This is a genomic window from Rossellomorea aquimaris (genome assembly GCF_001877785.1).
GTDB lineage: Bacteria > Bacillota > Bacilli > Bacillales > Bacillaceae_B > Rossellomorea > Rossellomorea aquimaris_A.
On record NZ_MINN01000074.1, the window covers coordinates 830,586 to 849,477 of the forward strand.

At 41.5% G+C, this 18,892-nt stretch carries 22 protein-coding genes and 1 riboswitch; of the genes, 6 read left to right on the forward strand and 16 right to left on the reverse strand.

The window, feature by feature from the left end:
• Positions 1–22 precede the first annotated feature (22 nt).
• The 3 genes from BHE18_RS07990 to BHE18_RS08000 all read right to left on the reverse strand — a co-directional run bounded on the left by BHE18_RS07990 (position 23) and on the right by BHE18_RS08000 (position 2,960).
• Positions 23–1,153 (reverse strand): N-acetyldiaminopimelate deacetylase, encoded by a 1,131-nt coding sequence (locus tag BHE18_RS07990; protein ID WP_071618040.1) that lies wholly within the window; start codon positions 1,151–1,153, stop codon positions 23–25.
• 123 nt (positions 1,154–1,276) lie between these two features.
• Complete coding sequence (dapD, locus tag BHE18_RS07995) at positions 1,277–1,987, reverse strand: 2,3,4,5-tetrahydropyridine-2,6-dicarboxylate N-acetyltransferase (protein WP_071618041.1); 711 nt, start codon at positions 1,985–1,987, stop codon at positions 1,277–1,279.
• A gap of 91 nt (positions 1,988–2,078) precedes the next feature.
• Positions 2,079–2,960 (reverse strand): LysR family transcriptional regulator, encoded by an 882-nt coding sequence (locus BHE18_RS08000; RefSeq protein ID WP_071618042.1) that lies wholly within the window; start codon positions 2,958–2,960, stop codon positions 2,079–2,081.
• Between the two features lie 110 nt (positions 2,961–3,070).
• On the opposite strand from BHE18_RS08000, the gene BHE18_RS08005 reads away from it, so the two are divergent.
• Positions 3,071–3,796, forward strand: a complete 726-nt coding sequence (locus tag BHE18_RS08005; protein ID WP_071618043.1) for a sulfite exporter TauE/SafE family protein — start codon at positions 3,071–3,073, stop codon at positions 3,794–3,796.
• Here the strand turns inward: BHE18_RS08005 and BHE18_RS08010 are convergent.
• From BHE18_RS08010 to BHE18_RS08020, 3 genes are all read right to left on the reverse strand, one after another.
• The gene (locus BHE18_RS08010; RefSeq protein ID WP_071618044.1) at positions 3,785–5,284 is read right to left on the reverse strand and encodes an MDR family MFS transporter; all 1,500 of its coding nucleotides are present in this window, start codon (positions 5,282–5,284) and stop codon (positions 3,785–3,787) included. The genes BHE18_RS08005 and BHE18_RS08010 overlap by 12 nt on opposite strands.
• A gap of 110 nt (positions 5,285–5,394) precedes the next feature.
• On the reverse strand, positions 5,395–5,832 hold the full coding sequence (gene cbpB, locus BHE18_RS08015; protein WP_071618282.1) for a cyclic-di-AMP-binding protein CbpB: 438 nt from the start codon (positions 5,830–5,832) through the stop codon (positions 5,395–5,397).
• A gap of 392 nt (positions 5,833–6,224) precedes the next feature.
• Positions 6,225–6,470, reverse strand: a complete 246-nt coding sequence (locus tag BHE18_RS08020) for a YkuJ family protein (RefSeq protein WP_032089035.1) — start codon at positions 6,468–6,470, stop codon at positions 6,225–6,227.
• A 143-nt stretch (positions 6,471–6,613) separates the two neighbouring features.
• Here BHE18_RS08020 and BHE18_RS08025 point away from each other — a divergent pair, with 143 nt between their 5' ends.
• Complete coding sequence (locus BHE18_RS08025; RefSeq protein WP_071618045.1) at positions 6,614–7,567, forward strand: MBL fold metallo-hydrolase; 954 nt, start codon at positions 6,614–6,616, stop codon at positions 7,565–7,567.
• Positions 7,564–7,797 (forward strand): glutaredoxin family protein, encoded by a 234-nt coding sequence (locus BHE18_RS08030; protein ID WP_071618046.1) that lies wholly within the window; start codon positions 7,564–7,566, stop codon positions 7,795–7,797. Before BHE18_RS08025 ends, BHE18_RS08030 begins: the two co-directional genes overlap by 4 nt.
• A gap of 53 nt (positions 7,798–7,850) precedes the next feature.
• Here BHE18_RS08030 and BHE18_RS08035 read toward each other — a convergent pair whose 3' ends face one another.
• From BHE18_RS08035 to BHE18_RS08060, 6 genes are all read right to left on the reverse strand, one after another.
• Positions 7,851–8,345: a DUF3993 domain-containing protein gene (locus BHE18_RS08035; RefSeq protein ID WP_071618047.1), complete on the reverse strand. Its 495-nt coding sequence runs from the start codon at positions 8,343–8,345 to the stop codon at positions 7,851–7,853.
• Positions 8,346–9,153: 808 nt separating this feature from the next.
• Entirely contained in the window at positions 9,154–9,393 is a 240-nt protein-coding gene (locus BHE18_RS08040; RefSeq protein ID WP_071618048.1) for a hypothetical protein, read from the reverse strand.
• A gap of 110 nt (positions 9,394–9,503) precedes the next feature.
• A complete protein-coding gene (locus BHE18_RS08045) occupies positions 9,504–10,727 on the reverse strand; it encodes an EAL domain-containing protein (RefSeq protein ID WP_071618049.1) in 1,224 nt (407 codons plus the stop codon).
• Positions 10,728–10,864: 137 nt separating this feature from the next.
• Positions 10,865–11,632 (reverse strand): 2,4-dienoyl-CoA reductase, encoded by a 768-nt coding sequence (fadH, locus tag BHE18_RS08050; RefSeq protein ID WP_071618283.1) that lies wholly within the window; start codon positions 11,630–11,632, stop codon positions 10,865–10,867.
• A gap of 121 nt (positions 11,633–11,753) precedes the next feature.
• Complete coding sequence (locus BHE18_RS08055; RefSeq protein ID WP_071618050.1) at positions 11,754–11,969, reverse strand: hypothetical protein; 216 nt, start codon at positions 11,967–11,969, stop codon at positions 11,754–11,756.
• Positions 11,970–12,077: 108 nt separating this feature from the next.
• Positions 12,078–14,153: a sensor domain-containing protein gene (locus BHE18_RS08060; RefSeq protein WP_171910672.1), complete on the reverse strand. Its 2,076-nt coding sequence runs from the start codon at positions 14,151–14,153 to the stop codon at positions 12,078–12,080.
• Between the two features lie 217 nt (positions 14,154–14,370).
• Between BHE18_RS08060 and BHE18_RS22875 the strand changes: the two genes are divergently transcribed.
• Entirely contained in the window at positions 14,371–14,667 is a 297-nt protein-coding gene (locus BHE18_RS22875; protein WP_071618051.1) for a hypothetical protein, read from the forward strand.
• A 204-nt stretch (positions 14,668–14,871) separates the two neighbouring features.
• Positions 14,872–15,339 carry a YkyB family protein gene (locus BHE18_RS08070; RefSeq protein WP_071618052.1) on the forward strand — a complete coding sequence of 156 codons (468 nt, stop codon included), beginning with the start codon at positions 14,872–14,874 and terminating at the stop codon, positions 15,337–15,339.
• Positions 15,340–15,425: 86 nt separating this feature from the next.
• Here the strand turns inward: BHE18_RS08070 and BHE18_RS08075 are convergent, their stop codons facing one another.
• Entirely contained in the window at positions 15,426–16,328 is a 903-nt protein-coding gene (locus tag BHE18_RS08075; RefSeq protein ID WP_071618053.1) for a chemotaxis protein, read from the reverse strand.
• Between the two features lie 161 nt (positions 16,329–16,489).
• Between BHE18_RS08075 and BHE18_RS08080 the strand changes: the two genes are divergently transcribed.
• On the forward strand, positions 16,490–16,690 hold the full coding sequence (locus BHE18_RS08080; protein WP_071618054.1) for a hypothetical protein: 201 nt from the start codon (positions 16,490–16,492) through the stop codon (positions 16,688–16,690).
• 54 nt (positions 16,691–16,744) lie between these two features.
• Here BHE18_RS08080 and queE read toward each other — a convergent pair whose 3' ends face one another.
• From queE to queC, 3 genes are read right to left on the reverse strand one after another with little or no spacing between them, the layout of a single operon-like run.
• A complete protein-coding gene (gene queE, locus BHE18_RS08085) occupies positions 16,745–17,470 on the reverse strand; it encodes a 7-carboxy-7-deazaguanine synthase QueE (RefSeq protein WP_440480386.1) in 726 nt (241 codons plus the stop codon).
• The gene (locus tag BHE18_RS08090; RefSeq protein WP_071618056.1) at positions 17,464–17,901 is read right to left on the reverse strand and encodes a 6-carboxytetrahydropterin synthase; all 438 of its coding nucleotides are present in this window, start codon (positions 17,899–17,901) and stop codon (positions 17,464–17,466) included. The genes queE and BHE18_RS08090 overlap by 7 nt, the downstream gene beginning before the upstream one ends.
• On the reverse strand, positions 17,901–18,563 hold the full coding sequence (gene queC, locus BHE18_RS08095) for a 7-cyano-7-deazaguanine synthase QueC (RefSeq protein WP_071618057.1): 663 nt from the start codon (positions 18,561–18,563) through the stop codon (positions 17,901–17,903). Before queC ends, BHE18_RS08090 begins: the two co-directional genes overlap by 1 nt.
• Before the next feature lie 179 nt (positions 18,564–18,742).
• Positions 18,743–18,787: riboswitch (PreQ1 riboswitch) on the reverse strand.
• Positions 18,788–18,892 lie beyond the last annotated feature (105 nt).

Consider the following 18,892-nt stretch of genomic DNA (forward strand, 5'->3'; position numbering starts at 1 on the left):
TAACGGCTCCGGACCTTTTTCTTTAATTCTTTCCATTCAGTGATTCGAAATAGTCCGTCAATAACGAGATGGCAAAATCTATCGCGTCTTCATCGGGAACGAGTTTAGAATGATGCAGGCCATATGGAGAATTCACACCCAGCCAAAACATAAACCCGGGTATTTTCTCAAGCATATAGCCAAAATCTTCACCGGTCATGGCTTCTTTACAGATTACAAGTTTACGGTTTTCTGTTTTCTCTATAAACGAAACGAAGTCCTTCGTCCATTCTGGATCGTTGTACACCTGCTGATACATGCTGCCGTAATCTACTTCTATGTCACAGTCATAAATTATCTTCATGCCTTCAACCAGTGCTTCCAATCTCGTTTTCACACTTTTCATCGACTGGGGTGAGAGGGTACGGATCGTGCCTTCGAGGGTGGCGGTTTCGGCAATGATATTTTGGACGGTGCCGCTTTCCATCTTTCCAATCGTAATGACGGCACTGTCAAGCGGATCCACATTCCTTGATACGATCGACTGAAGCTGTGTTACAAAATAAGAAGCAGCTACAATCATATCTTTGGTTTGGTGAGGATATGCCGCATGCCCCCCTTTTCCCTTGAACGTGATGAATAATTCCGATGTATTCGCAAACAGGAGGCCTTCCTTAATCGCGACCGTACCCACTTCGTATTCTGGAGCTATATGCAAAGCAAAAATAGCATCGGGCATCCAATCCTTCAGCTCTGCACTTTCAAGCAAGGGCTGGGCTCCGCCCGGCCCTTCCTCCGCCGGTTGAAAAATGAAAAGCAAATCATCTCCTGTCGGGTGCTCAACAAAATGAGTAAGGACACCGAGTGCAATCGACATATGAAGGTCATGTCCGCAAGCATGCATCCTTCCTTCATGAGTGGAATGGAACTCAAGGCCGGTTTCTTCGTCAATCGGCAATCCGTCTATATCCGTACGGTAACCGATGACTCTGGAAGGTTTTGTACCCAGAACCTTTACAAGCAGGCCTGTCTTCCATTTCTTCATCTCATATCGATGTGAAGGCAAATCGTTTATATAATCAATCAAATACTTCTGTGTCTTGAATTCCTGAAATCCCAGTTCCGGGATTTTGTGAAGGTCTCTTCTGATGGTCTTGAAATCTCTCGCAATCATACTCCCGCACCCTGCCTTTCTGTCTCACCTCTATACAAAAAGAACAGACGAAAGATTTTCTTTCCGCCCGTTCTTTCATGGATAGCTTTTAATTATGTGAATCCCCGCTTCGCCTGCAGTCGTTTACAGCTGGCGAAGCTCCTGCTTGATTTCTGTTTTTGATTTTGTCTTATCATCGATGTCTTTAAGCTTTTTGGCAGGTGTACCTGCTACAACCGTAAATGGTGCCACATCATCAACGACTACCGCACCTGCTGCGACAACAGCGCCTTTTCCGACCGTTACGCCTTCCAATACAACTGCATTCGCCCCAATCACTACGTCGTCTTCAATGATGACCGGTTTTGCCGATGGCGGCTCGATGACTCCGGCAAGGACAGCTCCTGCACCGATATGACAGTTCTTACCTACCGTAGCCCGTCCACCGAGGACCACATTCATATCGATCATCGTACCTGCACCGACCACCGATCCGATATTGATGACAGATCCCATCATGATGACACAGTTTTCACCGATTTCTACCTGATCACGGATAATCGCACCAGGTTCGATACGGGCTTTTACACTTTTTAAATCCAACAACGGGATGGCAGAGTTCCTGCGGTCATTTTCAAGTACATAATCCTCAATTTTGTCACTGTTCTCTTCAAGGACCTTGGAAAGCTCATTCCATTCTCCGAAGACAACCCCTGTTTTTCCATCAATAAATGTTTGAGAGGAAGAACCGAAATCGATCCCGTCCAACTCTCCTTTTACATAAACCTTTACAGGTGTTGATTTTGTACTATTCTGTATAAACGAAATAATTTCGTTTGCATCCATCATTTTCATGCATGTCCCCTCCAAAGTTATGTATAAATTCAGATTCTTTCTTGAATTACTTTAACAAATTAAAGGGTAGAAGACAACCCAAAAATCCTGATTATCGAGAATTTCCATCAAGGAATTCTTTTACAACTTCAACAAATGCACTTACCTGCCTGAGTTCAAAAGCATACTCGTAACCGAGCAGCCAGGTATCCCTGTGAATGAGGGCATCATGATCATCCACGAGAGGAATTTTATAAATATTTTCTTCCATCCCATCAAGAGTGATTGCCGGCAGTATGGCATAACCGATTCCATTCAGGGTCATCTGTTTGCAGGTTTCAATCTGATCCACCACGATTGTGCGTTTCGGGGTCGTCTGGAACTGGCGGTGCCACCATTCCTGAATTTCCTGATAATAATTCGAATCACTCTTAAATTGTATGAACGGTCTGTCTGTTTTCATCACTTCGTCAATTGATTGAATTTCACGGTCGACCAAGTACAAAGTATCCTGGAATAAATGATGTTTTGGACCTTTCCAATCAGGTGTCCCCCTTATGATTCCAATATGGACCTCATCTTCATAGATTGCCTTCAGGATTTCGCTGCTCCATCCTGTCATCAAGGATATTTTGGCATGGGGATACGTCTCGACAAAACGCTTCAGAACTTTCGGCAGCCAATTCTGGCCGACAATCGACGCACAGGCAATCTTTAATGTACCGTGCACCTCATTTTCAAGGGCCTGGATCTGTTCTTTCACAAGTTCCTGCTTCCCGAGCATTTCATCTGCCAATTTGACGACAAGCTCACCGGCAGGTGTCAGCGACAACCCTTTCTGTGAACGGAGAAAAAGTTTGGTCCCCCACTCTTTTTCGATATTTTGCAGCCGCTGAGATAATGCAGGCTGAGAGACAAACAGCCTTTCAGCTGCTTTTCTCATATTCATTTCTTGAGCCAAGACTTGTAATAATTGATATTCCGTAAATGCCATGATCATAACCTCATAAGTTTTTCTTATATTATATCTTAAAATAAATAATATTTCATTATCATTTCGATTGGAATACACTATAAGTACCTAGAAACAGCGAGGTGGAAAAAATGGAAGTTCTATTATTTGTGACGGGGCTTACTGTCGCTTTTGTCGGTACACTTGCAGGAAGCGGGGGATTGATCGGAATGCCAATGATGCTTCTTCTCGGCATTCCTGTCCACACCAGTATAGCGACTGCTAAATTTTCAAATATCATCAGTTCATTATCAAGTTTTGTTTACTTGCTTAAGGATCGTAAAATAACCATGAAAGAATGCCTCCCGATCGTCCCGCTTGCAGTTGCAGGCGGACTTGCCGGAGCTTTCCTCTCAGACAAGATAGATCCGGAAGTGCTCGAGTGGATGGCTTTTTTCTTCTTATTGGGTGCATTGCTCTTAAGTGTATTAAAAAGAAACAAGACTGAAAAGTCAGCAGAAGATCATAAGCTTCCATTTGGCAAACTTTTTTTGATCAGCAGCTATGACGGATTATTCGGCCCCGGCCAGGCTACCCTCCTTATGTACACATATATAAGACACGGTTTCTCTTATCTAAAGACCGTTGCATTAACGAGGTTCCAGACCTTTATCAGCTGCCTTGGTGCATTCTTCATGTATTTGATCAATGGCCATGTCGACTGGATGACTGCGGTTCCTTTTGCTTTAGGTGCTTTGATCGGAGCTCAGCTTTCTGTCAGATTGGCATCTAAAATCTCCATTAAACAAGCAGGAATCTTATTGAATATCATTACGCTGATCCTCATCATACAAGTTGGATTCCGTCTATTTCTGTAACCCTTTGTCTTTTGGAAGAAATAATATCCCGATAAAGCTGAAGACTGCAAATAGAAGCACGACAAGATAAACAGTGTGAAGCGAGGATGTTAAACCATCCTGAAGGGTTTGAATCAGCTCGGGGCTCATGGCCTCTCTTTCCGACTCGCTTAATAAAGCATTCACCCCATCGATTGAAAGTTCACTGTCTGCTCCCGACTCCTGAAGATAATCCTGCAGTCTGCTATTCAGGATTCCTCCGAGCAGCGCAGCACCAATTGTCGTACCAAGGTTTCTCATGAACATATTCGTGGCTGTAGCGATCCCCCTCACCTTCCATTCAACGGTGGATTGGATGGAAACAATAAAGGCGGTAGATGAAAGGCCCATCCCGACTCCGATAAAAAAGGAACCGGCTGCTGCCCATAACGGCCCGTAAGACGGCTGCATCATTACAAAGACAGCTGCGCCAGCAACGAGTGAAATGCCGCCGATCAAGGAAGTGACGAAATAACCGGCGCGTAATAATAAGCGTCCGGCAATCGTGGCTGAGATCGGCCACCCTATCGACATAGCTGTGAGGGTAAAACCAGCAACAGTAGCGCTTCTTTCCATGACCCCTTGTACAAAGGCAGGGAGAAAGCTCGAAATCCCGATAAGCATGACTCCCGTAGTAAGTGAAACCACATTCGCTGCGAGAATCGATCTTACCTTCCACAAATCGAATGGCATCATAGGCTGCGGAGTCCTATTTTCATGATAAACAAACACTGCAAGACCAAGGACAGAGATGCTGATCAGAAGGATCGTCTGCCAGGAAGCCCACGGCAGACGGACGCCCCCTTCTACCAGTACGATCATTAAAGCAGATATAGTCATTACCAGCAAAACAGCACCGGCGTAATCAATCACAGGTTTTTTCTTTTCAATATTCTCATGCAGGAATAACCAGAGGCCGGCAATGGCGAGGATCCCTAATGGTATATTGATCCAAAAGACAAACCGCCAGCTTACATATTCAACAAGCAGCCCTCCGATGAGCGGTCCGCTGATCGCTGAAATCCCCCATACACTCGACAGGTAACCTTGAATTTTAGCACGTTCCTCTTTGGAATAAATGTCTCCGACAATTGTCGTTGCCATAGGGAGCACCGCACCCGCACCGAAACCTTGAATAAATCTGAACACAATGAGCTGTGTCATCGATTGGGAAAACCCGCAAAGAATCGAACCTATCAGGAATATGATGATTCCAATTGTGATGATTGGTTTCCTGCCGAATAGATCAGATAACTTCCCGTATATCAATACAGTTACAGCATTCATCAATAAATAAGAGGAAAACACCCAGCTGTACAGGGAGAATCCACCGAGATCACCGACTATTGCAGGCATTGCCGTAGAAACGATTGTCGCTTCAATCGCTCCCATAAACATCGCGAGCATTACTGCTGCCAGTACATAAGGTTTTTTTGTCTGCTTTTTACTTTCTTTCATTAAACCGTCCATATTGTTCTCCTTACTTCAATATTCAATGAAAGAGGATGACATGTAATGCCATCCTCCCCGCTCCTCGAAAGCAGGTTCCCCCTGCCTTCCATATTCGATTCCTATAAGTATCAGGAATTATAGATGTTACGTTTAAGCTGCTTCAACATCACTCTTCTGGTCATGATCCCTTCAAAATAGTCATCTTCTGATATCACACATAAAAAAGGATGATCAATCAGTAATTCAAGTGCCTTCTTAAAATTAGAATCGAGCGAAATGGCAGGGAACTCCCTCGTCATCACTTCTTCAACTTTTAAAGTTTCCAATTTTTCGAATTCAAAGCGTTCCAGTCCAAGAACTGCATCTGTTATTAAAGAGGAACTGATAAGCCCCTGCAAACGGAATGCCGGGTCCAATATGGGAATTGACGAATATCCGCTCTTAGTGAGAAGCAGCAAAGCATGCTCAAGGGAATTCCCCATCTGGACATGTGCCACCTTCTCTGATGGAATGATAAAATCTTTAATATTCGTTTCTAAAAATTCCTTACTGTTTAATGAAATCATGCATAACCCCTCATTTTTGAAGAATGTTTCATTTAATTCTTGCACTTTTTTAAAGACATCTTTTTTCATTTGGCTCTTTTCGCTTGCTTTGTTGCTATGCACACAAGAAAATACCTGAACTTGGGTATCTTCGGCTTGTCCGTCCGTCTATTGTTAAAGACTGGGTTAGAAAAGAGCACGACTATAAGCTATTTTCAGGCTACAAGCCTATTTACGAAAAGCAACACCTTTTAGAAAGCAGCCTTTCATTTCAATTGATAGCACGTGCCAAACTAATTTTAACATATGAGCAGAAAAATGTTGTAATATTCAATCCGAAATAACAAAAAATGGATTAGAAACCACAAAAAAATAACCAAATAAGATTAAAATCTCATCTGGTTATCTTTCCACTATTCCTGATTTGCTTCCTGCAGCAATTCATATATTTCAATTGCCGTGATATCGATGTTATCAAAAGGAAAGCTGCTTCCTTTTTCATTCATAACCTCAATTTCGAAAGTATCCTGTTTTGGTAAATACTTTACCTCACAAATCTTCTTTCCATTGTATTCAAAAAATCGTTGTTGAGTTTCCCCTTGTTCACCTTGTTCTTGCAATGTCTTTAATCTTTGTATGATTCCAAGAAGCTGAGACATAAGCAGTCTCTCCTTTCCTGTTCTATTTCTTTTTTCATAGCTTTTGCATTGTACCAAATTCTATCCTGTGAAATCTAATGTTTTGCCCTGCACATGAGAAAAATACTATATAATGAAAAGAAAAAGCTGAGAAAGGATTTGTTATGATGTGTGTTGAGCGTTTGGATTCCAGGATATCATTAGTCGACCTCATGGATTTGTCATTGAAAGGACGAACCGGGAGCTATGTCATTCATGAAGAATCGATTGCGATTGTTGAAACATCTGCCAGCCCTTCGATTCCTCATCTAAAAAAAGGTCTCTCTAAGTTAAACATTAAATTAGAAGATATTCAATACATAATTCTGACCCACATCCATTTAGATCATGCCGGAGGAGCAGGTCTGTTGCTGGAAGAGTGCCCTTCAGCTACAATTGTCGTCCACCCAAAAGGGTACAGGCATCTGAACGATCCATCCAGGTTGATTGCCGGGGCAAAAGCGGTTTACGGAGAAGATTTCGAACGGTTATTTTCTCCGGTCAAACCCATACCGAAAGAACGGATGGTGGTTAAGGGGCACGGGGACACTTTAAGACTCAGTGAGACATGTACGCTCACCTTTTATGACACACCGGGTCATGCAAATCACCATTTCAGCATTTACGATCCGGTGTCAGAAGGCATGTTTACCGGGGACACCTGTGGAATTCAGTATCGGAACGATGGAAAATCAATTTACCTTCCTTCCACTTCCCCAAACCAATTCAGCCCGGATGCCATAAAGGAATCCATGCATTTTTTCAAGGATAAAAGTTTGAGACGAATCTATTTCGGCCATTACGGCATGACGGAAGAACCCGTTCATGCTTTATCAGAAGTTGACGCATGGCTGGATCGGTTCATGGCTGTGGCGGAAGCAGTATTTTCTCCCGACTCTTCATTCAATGATAATTCAGAAAATCTGTCCACTGAGCTATACAATCTTGTGAAAAATTCATTCGTACATGACGGCATTGAACCGGATCATCCACTGTTTAACGTATTGGAACTTGATATGAAGGTTTCAGCGATGGGGATAGTGGATTATTTAACCAGGAAAGGAGAACTTAAATCTTGAAAAAAGTAACATTATACTCACAGCCAGAATGCCCTCCATGCGAGGTCGTGAAGCTTTTCATGAGAGAATATGGAATTGAATACGTTGAAAAAAATATTAAGGAAGATACCGGAGCAAGAGAGTTTTTGATGAAGAGGTTAAAGTCCTATTCGACCCCTACCATAACCGTAGGAGATCTTGTCATCTCAGGGTTTGATTTGGAAGCACTCAAAGCAGCATTGGAAATATGAATAAGGCCAGAGAAAAAGATACCTCCTTCGCAGAGAGGTATCTTTTTTCACGTTTATCTAAGCTTATCAGGAATTTCATTTGTTATGGAAGATATCTTCCAGTCACCTTTTTCCTTCGCTAACACCACCGCTTCCACTCCCGGCTCTGTGCTTACAGGACCTTCCTCTTCACCTGAACGTTCTTCCCATATGTACCACTTTCCATTTTCGTATTGAACATTGGTTGACTTGTCGTAAGAAAAGAAAGGAATATAATGCTTTGCAAAGTCTGAACCAAACGTCATATAGCCTCCGTCTGCCTGTACAACATTATCTTCTATGAATGAATTTGTCAGTTCCTCTGTAAATGATGCATGAAGCTGCTTTTCGATGTCCTCCATTGGTTGAGGCTTTTCACTTAAAGAGACTTGGGTCTGGAACGCTTCCTTCACCAAAGCCATTGCCTGCTTGTCCGTGAACGTGGACGCCTGTGTTTGTTTGATTTGTCCGCAAGCTGCTGAAACGAGGCCGATGATCAACACAAGGATTAATAACTTCCTTTTTTCCATTTTATTCCCCTCCTTAAAATAAATAGGTGAATCTATTGTAGCAATTGAAATTTGTCGATTGGCTAAGTTTTGTTCGAAAAATAACTACACTGATTGACATCTTTTTCACTTATTTGCCATTTTCCCGGATATCCAGGTGTTAAACACGAAGACCACTGGAATATTCAACCACAAGAAGAAGATCGGGACTCAACTCCATGCTAATGATTTCCGTGCAAGACTTCGCTTTCTGCGGGCGGGCGATGATTCTCCTGGCATTCTCCGGAGCAGATTATGTTAAGTTCCGGCGGCAAGTCCCTCGAGGTGATAATCGGTATTATATGGAGGTTTCCTGAGGTTAAAGGCGTTCTTTGCTCAGTAAACAAAATGGTTGTACTCGCCGTATTAGGTGTAATCAGCGTTTTTTCTCGAAATGAGCGCTATAAAGCTGCCTGCGGAACGGGGTGAATCGGGAGAATCTTTTAATTTTTGCCCGTAATCTTTTGAAAACTAGACTTTTTCTTTCAATTCGGATCAATAATCTTCGAATACTGAGGGATAATCTTTGAATTTTAGGATTTATTCCATTAATTTCCAAAAAATCCAAATAACAAGATAATTGAATCAAGAAGGAAAAGATTCCCGGCCCATTCATCATAGGCTTGCCGCCTCTGAGCAGTGCACTTCTCTTTTCTTTTGCCCAGCTCCGGCGGCTAGAGGCTTGAGGTCCCATTGAACAAATTTAAAACCCGAACTAATTTGCCTGATCGCATGCAAATTAGTTCGGGTTTTATTCAGACTAAATTACTTTTGTTCCAACCTAACTGTGTCAATAGACAAATTTAAAAGATAAATAAAGGATCATGACTACCACGAAAACAGTAAAAACTAATATCGCTATGAAGACCGGATTACGCATAAAAGGATGCGCCTTAACTGCTTCCGGTATGTCTGTGTCAAATTCACCTTTTAACCTTTTTTCCTGTCCCGCAATTCTAAATGTATAATAAACTGAATAGCCCGCCACTCCCACAGCAACCAAAGTGAGCAGTATAATATAAAAACTCATCAAAGCCCCTCCTTCAATGTTTCTTTAATGATAATTTCCCCTAATGGAAACACACTATTCAAGGAAAAATGGAAAGGCTCAGGCAGCTGCAAATGAATGTACAAAAGACGTTAATAAAGAAGGCTTTCTTCTTCAAATAAAAATTCGTAAGAGAGATCGATGAACAAGTACAAACCGTCACCGAATGGGTATGAATAAGTCCGAATCGGTTCACCCGAATCAATATCGCTGTAGATGTCAGACAATAATCCCTTTTTATTTATCCTCATCCTGATGATATTTTCCAAGAAATAAGGCCGCCAGCTCCAGTTCTTACCTTTAAATCGTTCGTAGACTTCCCAATTTCCATGTACTTTCAGAATATTGCTGGTGACCTGGAACCCATTTTCATCGCACATATACAGGCGGAAGCACTTATCAGTGAAAGCGTCAGCAAGTCCGGAGAGCAGTTGATCATACTCTTGTGTCTGTTTTCTCAACAGGATCAGGAGACGGTTGATTTCCTTATGTAAATCTTCAGCGAATTGATATCCTGCTTCCAGATGTTTTTTTTCGTAACGAATGAAATCCTGGCATTTTTCTTTCAGTTTGACTTTAAGTACATCGGATTTCAAGAAACCCTCCGAAGGCTTTTTCAAATAATAACCCTGATAGTATCTGCCGCCGTTCAACCATGCAAACTGCAGCTGATAATTTATTTCGATATGCTCAAACAGCAGGGAGGCACCGATTTTTCTTGCAAGCACAGATAGACTGAATAATATGTCCTTATACATTTTATTACCTGCGTCATTTCTGAGCTGCGAAAGATCAACTTTCAGGATATCCGGAGAAAAAAGAGACAGTCTGTCAAGCTCTCCAATATTCCCCCTTACATTATCAATGGCTACTTTTATTCCATATGTTTTATAATAGAGCAAAACATGTACCAGCTGTTCAAAATCACCTTGAAAGGTCTTCTCGGATAATTCGAGCACAATCCGGTTCAAATTAAGCCCTTGCGCTTTAAAACACTGTAACAGCTCCATGAACGATTCACCATGGTCAAGCATGAGGAGCCTCGCATCCCTGTTAATAAATATGAGCCCCTCCTGATTGGACTGGATGAATTGAAGGAGTGCCTTTGCGGTCACTTTCTCGTCGACTTCGATTTTATATTCGTCAGGAATATCATTCCCCGTAAAAAAAGGACCAAGGCTCACTGCCTCGCCATTGTCCTCGATCATTCTTCCAAGGACTTCATACCCGATGATTTTATGTTCATCTGCACTGAAAACCGGTTGATAATAAGGAATGACTTTCTCAATATTGCTAATTACGTCCAAGGGATCCATTTCCACTCCTCCAACCTGAAACATTTTTTTGCATAATTATAACACATGATCATTAACTCAAATAGTCATACGTTAGGATGAATAAAAGCCAAAAAAAAGAATGCCCCGCATCGTGAGCATTCCAACAAAAAAGGTTATTAAAACGGAAATGGGTTCAGCCATTGCCCGCCATCCAGTGTGATGCATTCCCCATTCATATATGCAGCTTGTTCTGAAGAAATGAAATAAGCAAGACCCGCAATTTCTTCCGGGGTCCCCAGTCTTTTTAATGGGACGCTTTCAATCGTACGTTTGGCAGCTTCCTCTGAGGTCCATAACTTCTCGGCCCCTCCTGTACGTTCAATCGGTCCCGGCGCAATTGCATTGGTACGAATTCCATACTTATGACCCCATTCCACCGCAAGGGTCCTGGTCAAGGACAAGACACCCGCTTTAGCTGCAGCAGAATGAGCCACCCCGGCTCCGGCGTTCCAGGCATATGTAGCCACCATATTGATGATAGAGCCTTTATAATTTTCTTTAATCCAATGGTTACCCACTGCATGGGAACAAAAGAAAGTACCATTCAACACGATATCTATAACAGATTTCCACCCGTTTGGAGAAAGCTTCTCAACGGGGCAGATAAAGTTTCCGGCTGCATTGTTGATCAAGACATCAATTTTTCCAAACTTCTCTGCAGTGAATGACGCCATTTCCTCGGCATGCGCAGGTTCCCTCACATCCATTTGAAACACTTCCATTTTCCCTTTAAGTGAAGCGAATTCTTCTTTCACAGATTGAAGTCTCTCTTCATTCCGTCCAGTGATGACAACGTTAGAGCCTTTTTCCAGAAAATACTTTGCCATGTATTTCCCCATTCCGTTGGATCCCCCGGTAATGATGACCGTTTGTTTTTCTCCCATATTTTTTCTCCCCTTTGAAATGAATGAATATTCACTCATTATTTTAACACACCTGTTTCCCAATCAGCCAGCTTTCTTATAAAAAAAATCCGGCACATGTTTTATGTGCCGGATTTTTTATTTAACTGTCCTGATTATTGACAATCGCATCATGGAGCTGAGCCAATGCTTTAATAATCGTCTTATTCCGTCTGTATCCCTTTGCTTCAACAGAAACATTATTAAATGTAACAGAGACCTGACCCAGAGTTCGAGGCGTATGAAAGCCGTATACATACACTTTGACCGTCCCTCTATCGGCAGGGAGAAAAAGGATTTCCATTTGCTTCTTCTTCATCGTAATCCCTCTCCTTTATTAACTTGACTCTTACCTTACTATAATGATGACCTCACTTAAACATAAGTGATATCACCCGTCACTGTCAAATTAATGGATCGAAATATATTAAGCATAAACATAGTGCTCCAATTCTTCGGGTACTTTCGGTTTACTGAAATAAAACCCCTGCGCTTTTTGGCAGTTTGCTTCTTTTAAGAAATGGACCTGGCCTTCTTTTTCAACACCTTCTGCAATCACTTCCATTCCAAGACTGTGGGCCAGATGGATAATGGTAGTGGTGATTGCAGAATCTTTTTGACTGGATCCGATTTCCCTCACGAAGGATTGGTCTATTTTAAGAATGTCAATCGGAAACCTTTTCAAATAATTCAGAGAGGAATAACCTGTGCCGAAATCATCCACAGAAATAAACACACCCAATTCTTTAAGCTTCTTGAGTAAGGTCAAAGTCTGCTGGGTATCCTGCATGGCTCCTTCCGTTATTTCAATTTCCAGGCATTCAGCAGGGATTGCATATTTATAAAGGTACTCCCGTATCATATCCGCCAGCTGCTCCTGTTGAAATTGTTTTGGGGAAATATTGATTGCAATCCTTACGTCCTTATTCCCTTTCCTCCTCCAATCTCTTAGCTGGAGGCACACATTTTCAAGCACCCATTCACCAATTCCGTGGATTAGTCCGGTTTCCTCTGCAAGCGGGATGAACTGACCGGGAGACACAAATCCGAATTTCCTGTTATTCCAGCGAATCAACGCTTCGAAACTATCAACATTGCCGGTTGAAAGATTAATCTGAGGTTGATAATGTATGGACAGTTCATCTTTCTCGATCGCTTTCCTCAAATGAGATTCCATGATCATATAATTCGGAAAGCTTGATTCCATATGCGTTTGATAAAACCTGTAATGAGCCCTGCCTTTCTCCTTTACTTGAAATAAAGCCTGAGCAGCTTTTTGTATGAGAGTATTTCCATCATAGCCATCTGCAGGATACCGGCTTATTCCCATGGAAGGACTTATGTAGAACTCCTGCCCCTCCATCATGAATGACTGTTGAAATAAGCTGAGGACTTCCATCGCTTTTTTCTTTGTATCCTCAAGACTGCTGTTTTTCAACAGAAAAATAAATTCATCCCCTCCCTGTCTGTAAAGAAGGCAATCTTCATCCGTCAAAGTCGCCAGACGCTGCGCTATATTTTTAAGTACACGGTCGCCGCCTGTTAATCCCAGCGTATCGTTCACAAACTTGAATCGATCAAGATCCAAGTACAATACCGACAGCTCCCGTTCCGATTCCTCCATCGATTGAACAAACAAGGGTAAATGCTCATCTAAAGCTTTACGGTTCCAAATTCCGGTTAATTGATCATGCAGGGCCATGTAATGGATCATTTCATTTTGTTCAAAAGAAACAGTATTATCTTTGATAATGATATAACACCCATCAAATTTCTCCTCTACCACAATCGGAACAGCTTTGATGCTTGTGATCTTGTCTTTCCCGGTCACAGTATTCAGCATACAATGTTCAAGTGTAGACGGTATACCGTTTGAAGCCTTTATTAAGGCCTCTTCTATTTCCTGCTTGATCGATGAATGAAACAGCTCATAAATAGCGGAATTCACCATTTGGCTTTTTTGATACCCCGTCAATTGGCAGCCAGCAATATTGGATTCCTTTATTACACCGTTTGAATCCAATATGAAAATGGCGTCCAAATTATGTTCAATGATCGACTTATACCTGTTTCTTGCATTAGATAGCCTTTTCTTTTCCCTCATGATCGGAGTAACATCTCTCGTAATAGAAACAACGTATTCAATTTTTTCCGATTCATTCTTGATAGGCGTTAAGATTGATTCATTTATCACCTGTTCCCCGCCAGGAAGTTCGATTGTATCCCTGAAAATGATCGACTCCCCGTTCTCCACCAATTGAACATACTTCTCCCTTAAACGGTCACCTAGATCCCCCGAGAGCACTTCATCCAGCATTCTTCCCATATCCTCATCTTTTATATCCGTGCTTTTTCTGGCTGATTCATTTATATATACATAACGAAAAGAAGGTCCTTTTTCGACTTTCATGATAAAAATCATGTCATTTATGTATTCCAGTACAACCTCTTTAAAAACCATGTCCAATCTATCATTATCCTGCTTCCTGTTCAGTGCCTGCATGAATTTCATCCTCATCCGCGTATACTTGGTTGATTCTTTTTTCCTAAATACATTGTACTAGTAAATGGAGTCATTTCCTATAAATATGTGTGAAAATTCAATATTTATTGCACTTTATAATCATTAATGTGAAGATCCCCCATTGGCTTTTTCATTAATACAGGCTCACAGAGTACAACATGACCATACAATAATAAGAATAGAGAGGAGGTTATTCATGTATCGTCAGCCGTTTATTCCTTATAATACCTATAACTACCCTGCCATGAGAGGATATGATCAACGGTTCTTTCCTTTTTTCGGCCTTCCATTTTTAGCAGGTGGTTTAGCCGGTTTGGCCATTGGTCCGCTGTTATTTAACAGACCATGCTGCCCGCCGTATTATCCGCCTTACCCGCCTTATGGTGGGGTACCTTATGGAGGAGTACCATATGGAGGTGCACCTTATGGAAACACTTTTGCGCCTTCCCCGAATTATGTGACGGAAAATATCAACATTTATCCGCAAAGGTAAGCTGCTTGATAACTTAAATCAAATTTAAAAGAACTGGTCATTTATTGATTCAGTTCTTTTTTCTTTTCTTACAGTTCCGATAAAATTGTAAGAAGGATTAAAAGAAAAATCCCAGTTTTCTAACAATAAGTAGCTTCTTCTCCTTTCCATCGATAGAAAAAGAAGGTATAATAGTAAGGAATATAATAGAAAGGAGCCAATAACTTGAGAAATACCAGTAATGAAACCCCTTCCTCCACATCAGTTAATATCCTCTCTCAAGCCATTTTCACTGTAAATCGTCACGCAAAGACCGCCGGTAATCCCAAATACTTGTATGCACTGAAGAAGCGTGCCTTGATGAAGATGATCCGTGAAGGCAAAGCCAAAAAAGTAGGACTTCATTTTTCAAACAATCCTAAATTCAGCCAGCAGCAATCGGATGTCCTGATTGACTGTGGTGAATACACCTTTCACATACCGCCCTCAAAAGAGGATTTCAAGCAGCTCCCGCACTTGGGGACACTCGACCAGGCTATAAGGAACCCGAGAAGTAAAATGGGACTTCACCAGGCAAAGGGCATCTTGGAAAACTATACGGGGATGTCCGATACTGAAGATAAACACAAAAAGCAAAGAAAAAACAATTACCAGAAACCTGTATTTAAAAAGCTGGGGGACAGCTTCTTTTAATGCCCTGGAATTTTAGCGCTTTAAAGCGCCCCCCTTTTTTTTGCAGATGGCTGTATGAATATAAATCATACAGCCTTTTTCTATTTTCACAGTACGAACTGATCAATTTTTGATATCAATTCTGCTATTTCAGGTTTGCTTACTTGATCTTCTGCACCTACCATCTCACCCTTGTGCCGCAGATCATTTGTGATAAGCGATGAGAAGATAATAACCGGCAGCTTTTTTAAAACAGGATGACTCTTGATTCGCTTTGTCAGATGATGGCCGTCCATCTGCGGCATTTCAACATCTGTTATGACCAGACCTACCATTTCTTCAATAGGTCCTGCATTCTCTGCAAGTGATTCAAGATATGACAGTGCATCTGCCCCGTTCTCAAAAAATTCGACCGTATCGTAACCCGCTTCAGTTAAGGTTTCATTGAGCAGTTTCCTGAGGAGCGGTGAGTCTTCGGCAGCTACGATTTTTTTATCCCTTCTTTCTCTTTTCCCAAGCTTTTTCACCTGCTCGATGTGGATCCCCGACTCAGGATTGATTTCTACCATGATACTTTCAAAGTCAAGCATTAATACCATTGAATCCTCACGCTTAACGACTCCGATGATTCCTGACTTTATCCCGGAATACATTTCAGAAGGTTTTTCAATTTGATTCCAGGAAATACGATGAATCTGAGTAACATTATGTACATGGAAAACCACTTTTTGTTTATTGAATTCGCATACGATGAATTTTGACTGGGGAGCGTCTTTTTCTTGAAGTCCAAGCACCCTGGCCATATCCACCACTGGAAGTACTTCACCCCTTAGTTGAATTAATCCCTTTACATGCGGATGAGAGTGAGGAACGGGGATGACCGCTGATGGTTGAATAATTTCCTTCACTTTGATCACATTTATTCCGAATTTATTCCCTTGAACTTCAAATTCAACCATTTCAAGTTCATTTGTGCCGCTTTCAAGCAAGATCCTTTTTAAATCATTCATTTTGATACGTCCTTCCATTCTCTATAAGCGCGATAACTGCCTTACCTAGTTTATATCGAACAAAATCTTTACTTTTTTACACATCAAAGCATTTTATAGGTGATTAAAATTTTTACATACAAGTTTTCTTATTCAGCAAACTAAAGCTAGGAGGTGTATATATGCCTGAGAGAAGAGATGTGGAAAATAGAAGGATTCTTGATTTTGATGAAATAACCGGTCACATTTTACCCGCACAGTATTCAAATCCTCTAGTTGCAATAAGCAAAAATAAAGAGGGACAGGACGATTTTGATGAGGTATTTTATGTAGAGGGGAAAAAGAGCATCGACCGAAATCAAGATGAAAATGCAAGAAAGTGAATAACAGTCACAATACAAAAAGCGATTGAAACATTCAATCGCTTTTGTGATTTCCTACACCCCCCGCTTGTTTCCCCAAACAAGCGTATGCAGCTGCGGGAGGACCCTTACATTATTTAATTCATCATCCTTTGACACTTTATCGATCAATTTTTCAAAATCATTCAGCAAATCGGAAACCAATTTAGTTGTGTTTTCTTCTGTTGTTTGCGGATTACCTGTTTGGATGTAAAAAGGGACTGATGGATATCGCTTGTGCACCTTCTTGGCATATTGCATATCTTCGTCATTGAAAACCACCACTTTTAAGCTGAAACTGGATTCATTGTCTATTAACTTTTTAATGATTTCGTCCAATTTCTTGAAATCTGTTACCATATTAGAACTTGGCGGTTTTGGTGAAATCGTCAAATCGTCAATATCGTAAAACCAATCCTGCCATCTGCTGCCTTGTGTCTCCAGGGCGGACTCTATGCCTTTTTCTTTAAAAATGTCGAGCAGTTCCCCTAAACTGGATAGCAGTGCAGGATTCCCCCCTGAAATCGTGACATGGGAGAACCGCTTCCCACCTGTCTCACTCAGCTCATTCCATATCTCTTCTGCAGTCAATAGCCTTATATCATCTTTTGCCGATCCGTCCCAGGTGAAAGCCGAATCACACCATGAACAACTGTAATCACATCCTGCAGTCCTTACAAACATCGTTTTCCGGCCGACTACCATCCCTTCACCTTGAATAGTCGGTCCGAAAATTTCCAAGATAGGAAATTTGTTCATGATACTCTCCCCTTTTTCGGTCTGTATATGACATAAGATGTAGGAGTTTCCCTCAAGAACACCTGAAGACATACAGGATGGTGTTCCAGCGTATCCAAATGCTCCTGTATGATTTCACATACCGTTTTTGCCACGACTTCAGTAGTTGGGAATTTCATGGGATCTTCATCTGAAAAGAGGCTGTCCTTGTTTAACAAAGTGTGATCAAAACGTTTATGAATCAATTTCTTGATATGCTTGAAATTTATGAGGAAACCTGAGTCATCCAGTTCATTTCCACCAATCGTTATATTTGCATAGTAAGTATGACCATGCACCTTTTGACAGTCACCTGCATCTTCATGCGGGATATAATGAGATGCAGCAAAATGCATATCCTTATTCAGTTCAAATTCATACTCATGAGAAGGAGACGGATAAATTTGCTGAATCATTATTCTTCTCCTCCTTGTTTCTTTAGTAAATATTGTTTCAGACCTCTTTGCCGCAATTCACAAGCCGGACATTCACCGCACCCGTCACCTTTAACTCCGTTGTAGCAGGTTAAGGTGTTTTCACGTATATAATCAATTGCTCCCAGACTATCGGCCATTTCCCACGTCTGAGCCTTATCAATCCACATCAGCGGGGTATGAATCACAAATTGTGCATCCATTGAGAGATTGAGTGAAACGTTCATTGATTTCACAAATATATCCCGGCAATCAGGATATCCGCTGAAGTCGGTTTCGCAGACGCCCGTAATGATATGCCTGGCCCCGATCTGCTTCGCCAGAACCCCGGCAAATGAAAGGAATAATAAGTTTCTTCCGGGAACGAAGGTAGAAGGCAATTCACCTTCCTCATGTGTGATGGCTTCATCCTTCCTTGTCAGAGCACTTGGAGCCAGCTGATTCAATAGACTCATATCAAGCGTATGATGGGGTATATTCAAATCCTCCGCTATTTCTTTTGCACAGTCCAATTCAGCTGCATGACGCTGCCCGTAATTGAACGTTACCGCTTCAACTTCACTGAATTCTTTTTTTGCCCAGAACAGGCATGTAGTGCTGTCCTGCCCTCCGCTGAATACGACTAAAGCTTTTTCTTGTTTCATTTCGATTCTCCTCTCTTTTTGCAGTCATCAACCGCACCCGAAAAGAAGAAAAAAAGATTCTTTTATTACTCTATAATCATGCTCTTCCCTCTGAATATGCCACGTAACAGAGCGAAAACTGTAAATGACAGCTTAAGAAAATCCGCTTAAACAAAAACAAACGACACCAAAGGATGCCGTTTCCCTTAGTTTTTTATAGAGGGTTGTGCTAGAACCTCTCGGGAATATAAACATCCCAATTCTTCTTTTGTCCTCAATCAATATACCTCGTTTTCTAATAAAAATCCACCGTTTCAATACATTTTTTTATTCCCATAGCTATCTTAGGA

Excerpts from the sequence above, each read along its gene's own strand:
- BHE18_RS07990 (WP_071618040.1), bottom strand. The coding sequence starts at position 1,153 with ATGATTGCGAGAGATTTCAAGACCATCAGAAGAGACCTTCACAAAATC.
- dapD (WP_071618041.1), bottom strand. The coding sequence starts at position 1,987 with ATGAAAATGATGGATGCAAACGAAATTATTTCGTTTATACAGAATAGT.
- BHE18_RS08000 (WP_071618042.1), bottom strand. The coding sequence starts at position 2,960 with ATGGCATTTACGGAATATCAATTATTACAAGTCTTGGCTCAAGAAATG.
- BHE18_RS08005 (WP_071618043.1), top strand. The coding sequence starts at position 3,071 with ATGGAAGTTCTATTATTTGTGACGGGGCTTACTGTCGCTTTTGTCGGT.
- BHE18_RS08010 (WP_071618044.1), bottom strand. The coding sequence starts at position 5,284 with ATGGACGGTTTAATGAAAGAAAGTAAAAAGCAGACAAAAAAACCTTAT.
- cbpB (WP_071618282.1), bottom strand. The coding sequence starts at position 5,832 with ATGATTTCATTAAACAGTAAGGAATTTTTAGAAACGAATATTAAAGAT.
- BHE18_RS08020 (WP_032089035.1), bottom strand. The coding sequence starts at position 6,470 with ATGTCTCAGCTTCTTGGAATCATACAAAGATTAAAGACATTGCAAGAA.
- BHE18_RS08025 (WP_071618045.1), top strand. The coding sequence starts at position 6,614 with ATGATGTGTGTTGAGCGTTTGGATTCCAGGATATCATTAGTCGACCTC.
- BHE18_RS08035 (WP_071618047.1), bottom strand. The coding sequence starts at position 8,345 with ATGGAAAAAAGGAAGTTATTAATCCTTGTGTTGATCATCGGCCTCGTT.
- BHE18_RS08040 (WP_071618048.1), bottom strand. The coding sequence starts at position 9,393 with ATGAGTTTTTATATTATACTGCTCACTTTGGTTGCTGTGGGAGTGGCG.
- BHE18_RS08045 (WP_071618049.1), bottom strand. The coding sequence starts at position 10,727 with ATGGATCCCTTGGACGTAATTAGCAATATTGAGAAAGTCATTCCTTAT.
- fadH (WP_071618283.1), bottom strand. The coding sequence starts at position 11,632 with ATGGGAGAAAAACAAACGGTCATCATTACCGGGGGATCCAACGGAATG.
- BHE18_RS08055 (WP_071618050.1), bottom strand. The coding sequence starts at position 11,969 with ATGAAGAAGAAGCAAATGGAAATCCTTTTTCTCCCTGCCGATAGAGGG.
- BHE18_RS08060 (WP_171910672.1), bottom strand. The coding sequence starts at position 14,153 with ATGCAGGCACTGAACAGGAAGCAGGATAATGATAGATTGGACATGGTT.
- BHE18_RS22875 (WP_071618051.1), top strand. The coding sequence starts at position 14,371 with ATGTATCGTCAGCCGTTTATTCCTTATAATACCTATAACTACCCTGCC.
- BHE18_RS08075 (WP_071618053.1), bottom strand. The coding sequence starts at position 16,328 with ATGAATGATTTAAAAAGGATCTTGCTTGAAAGCGGCACAAATGAACTT.
- BHE18_RS08080 (WP_071618054.1), top strand. The coding sequence starts at position 16,490 with ATGCCTGAGAGAAGAGATGTGGAAAATAGAAGGATTCTTGATTTTGAT.
- BHE18_RS08090 (WP_071618056.1), bottom strand. The coding sequence starts at position 17,901 with ATGATTCAGCAAATTTATCCGTCTCCTTCTCATGAGTATGAATTTGAA.
- queC (WP_071618057.1), bottom strand. The coding sequence starts at position 18,563 with ATGAAACAAGAAAAAGCTTTAGTCGTATTCAGCGGAGGGCAGGACAGC.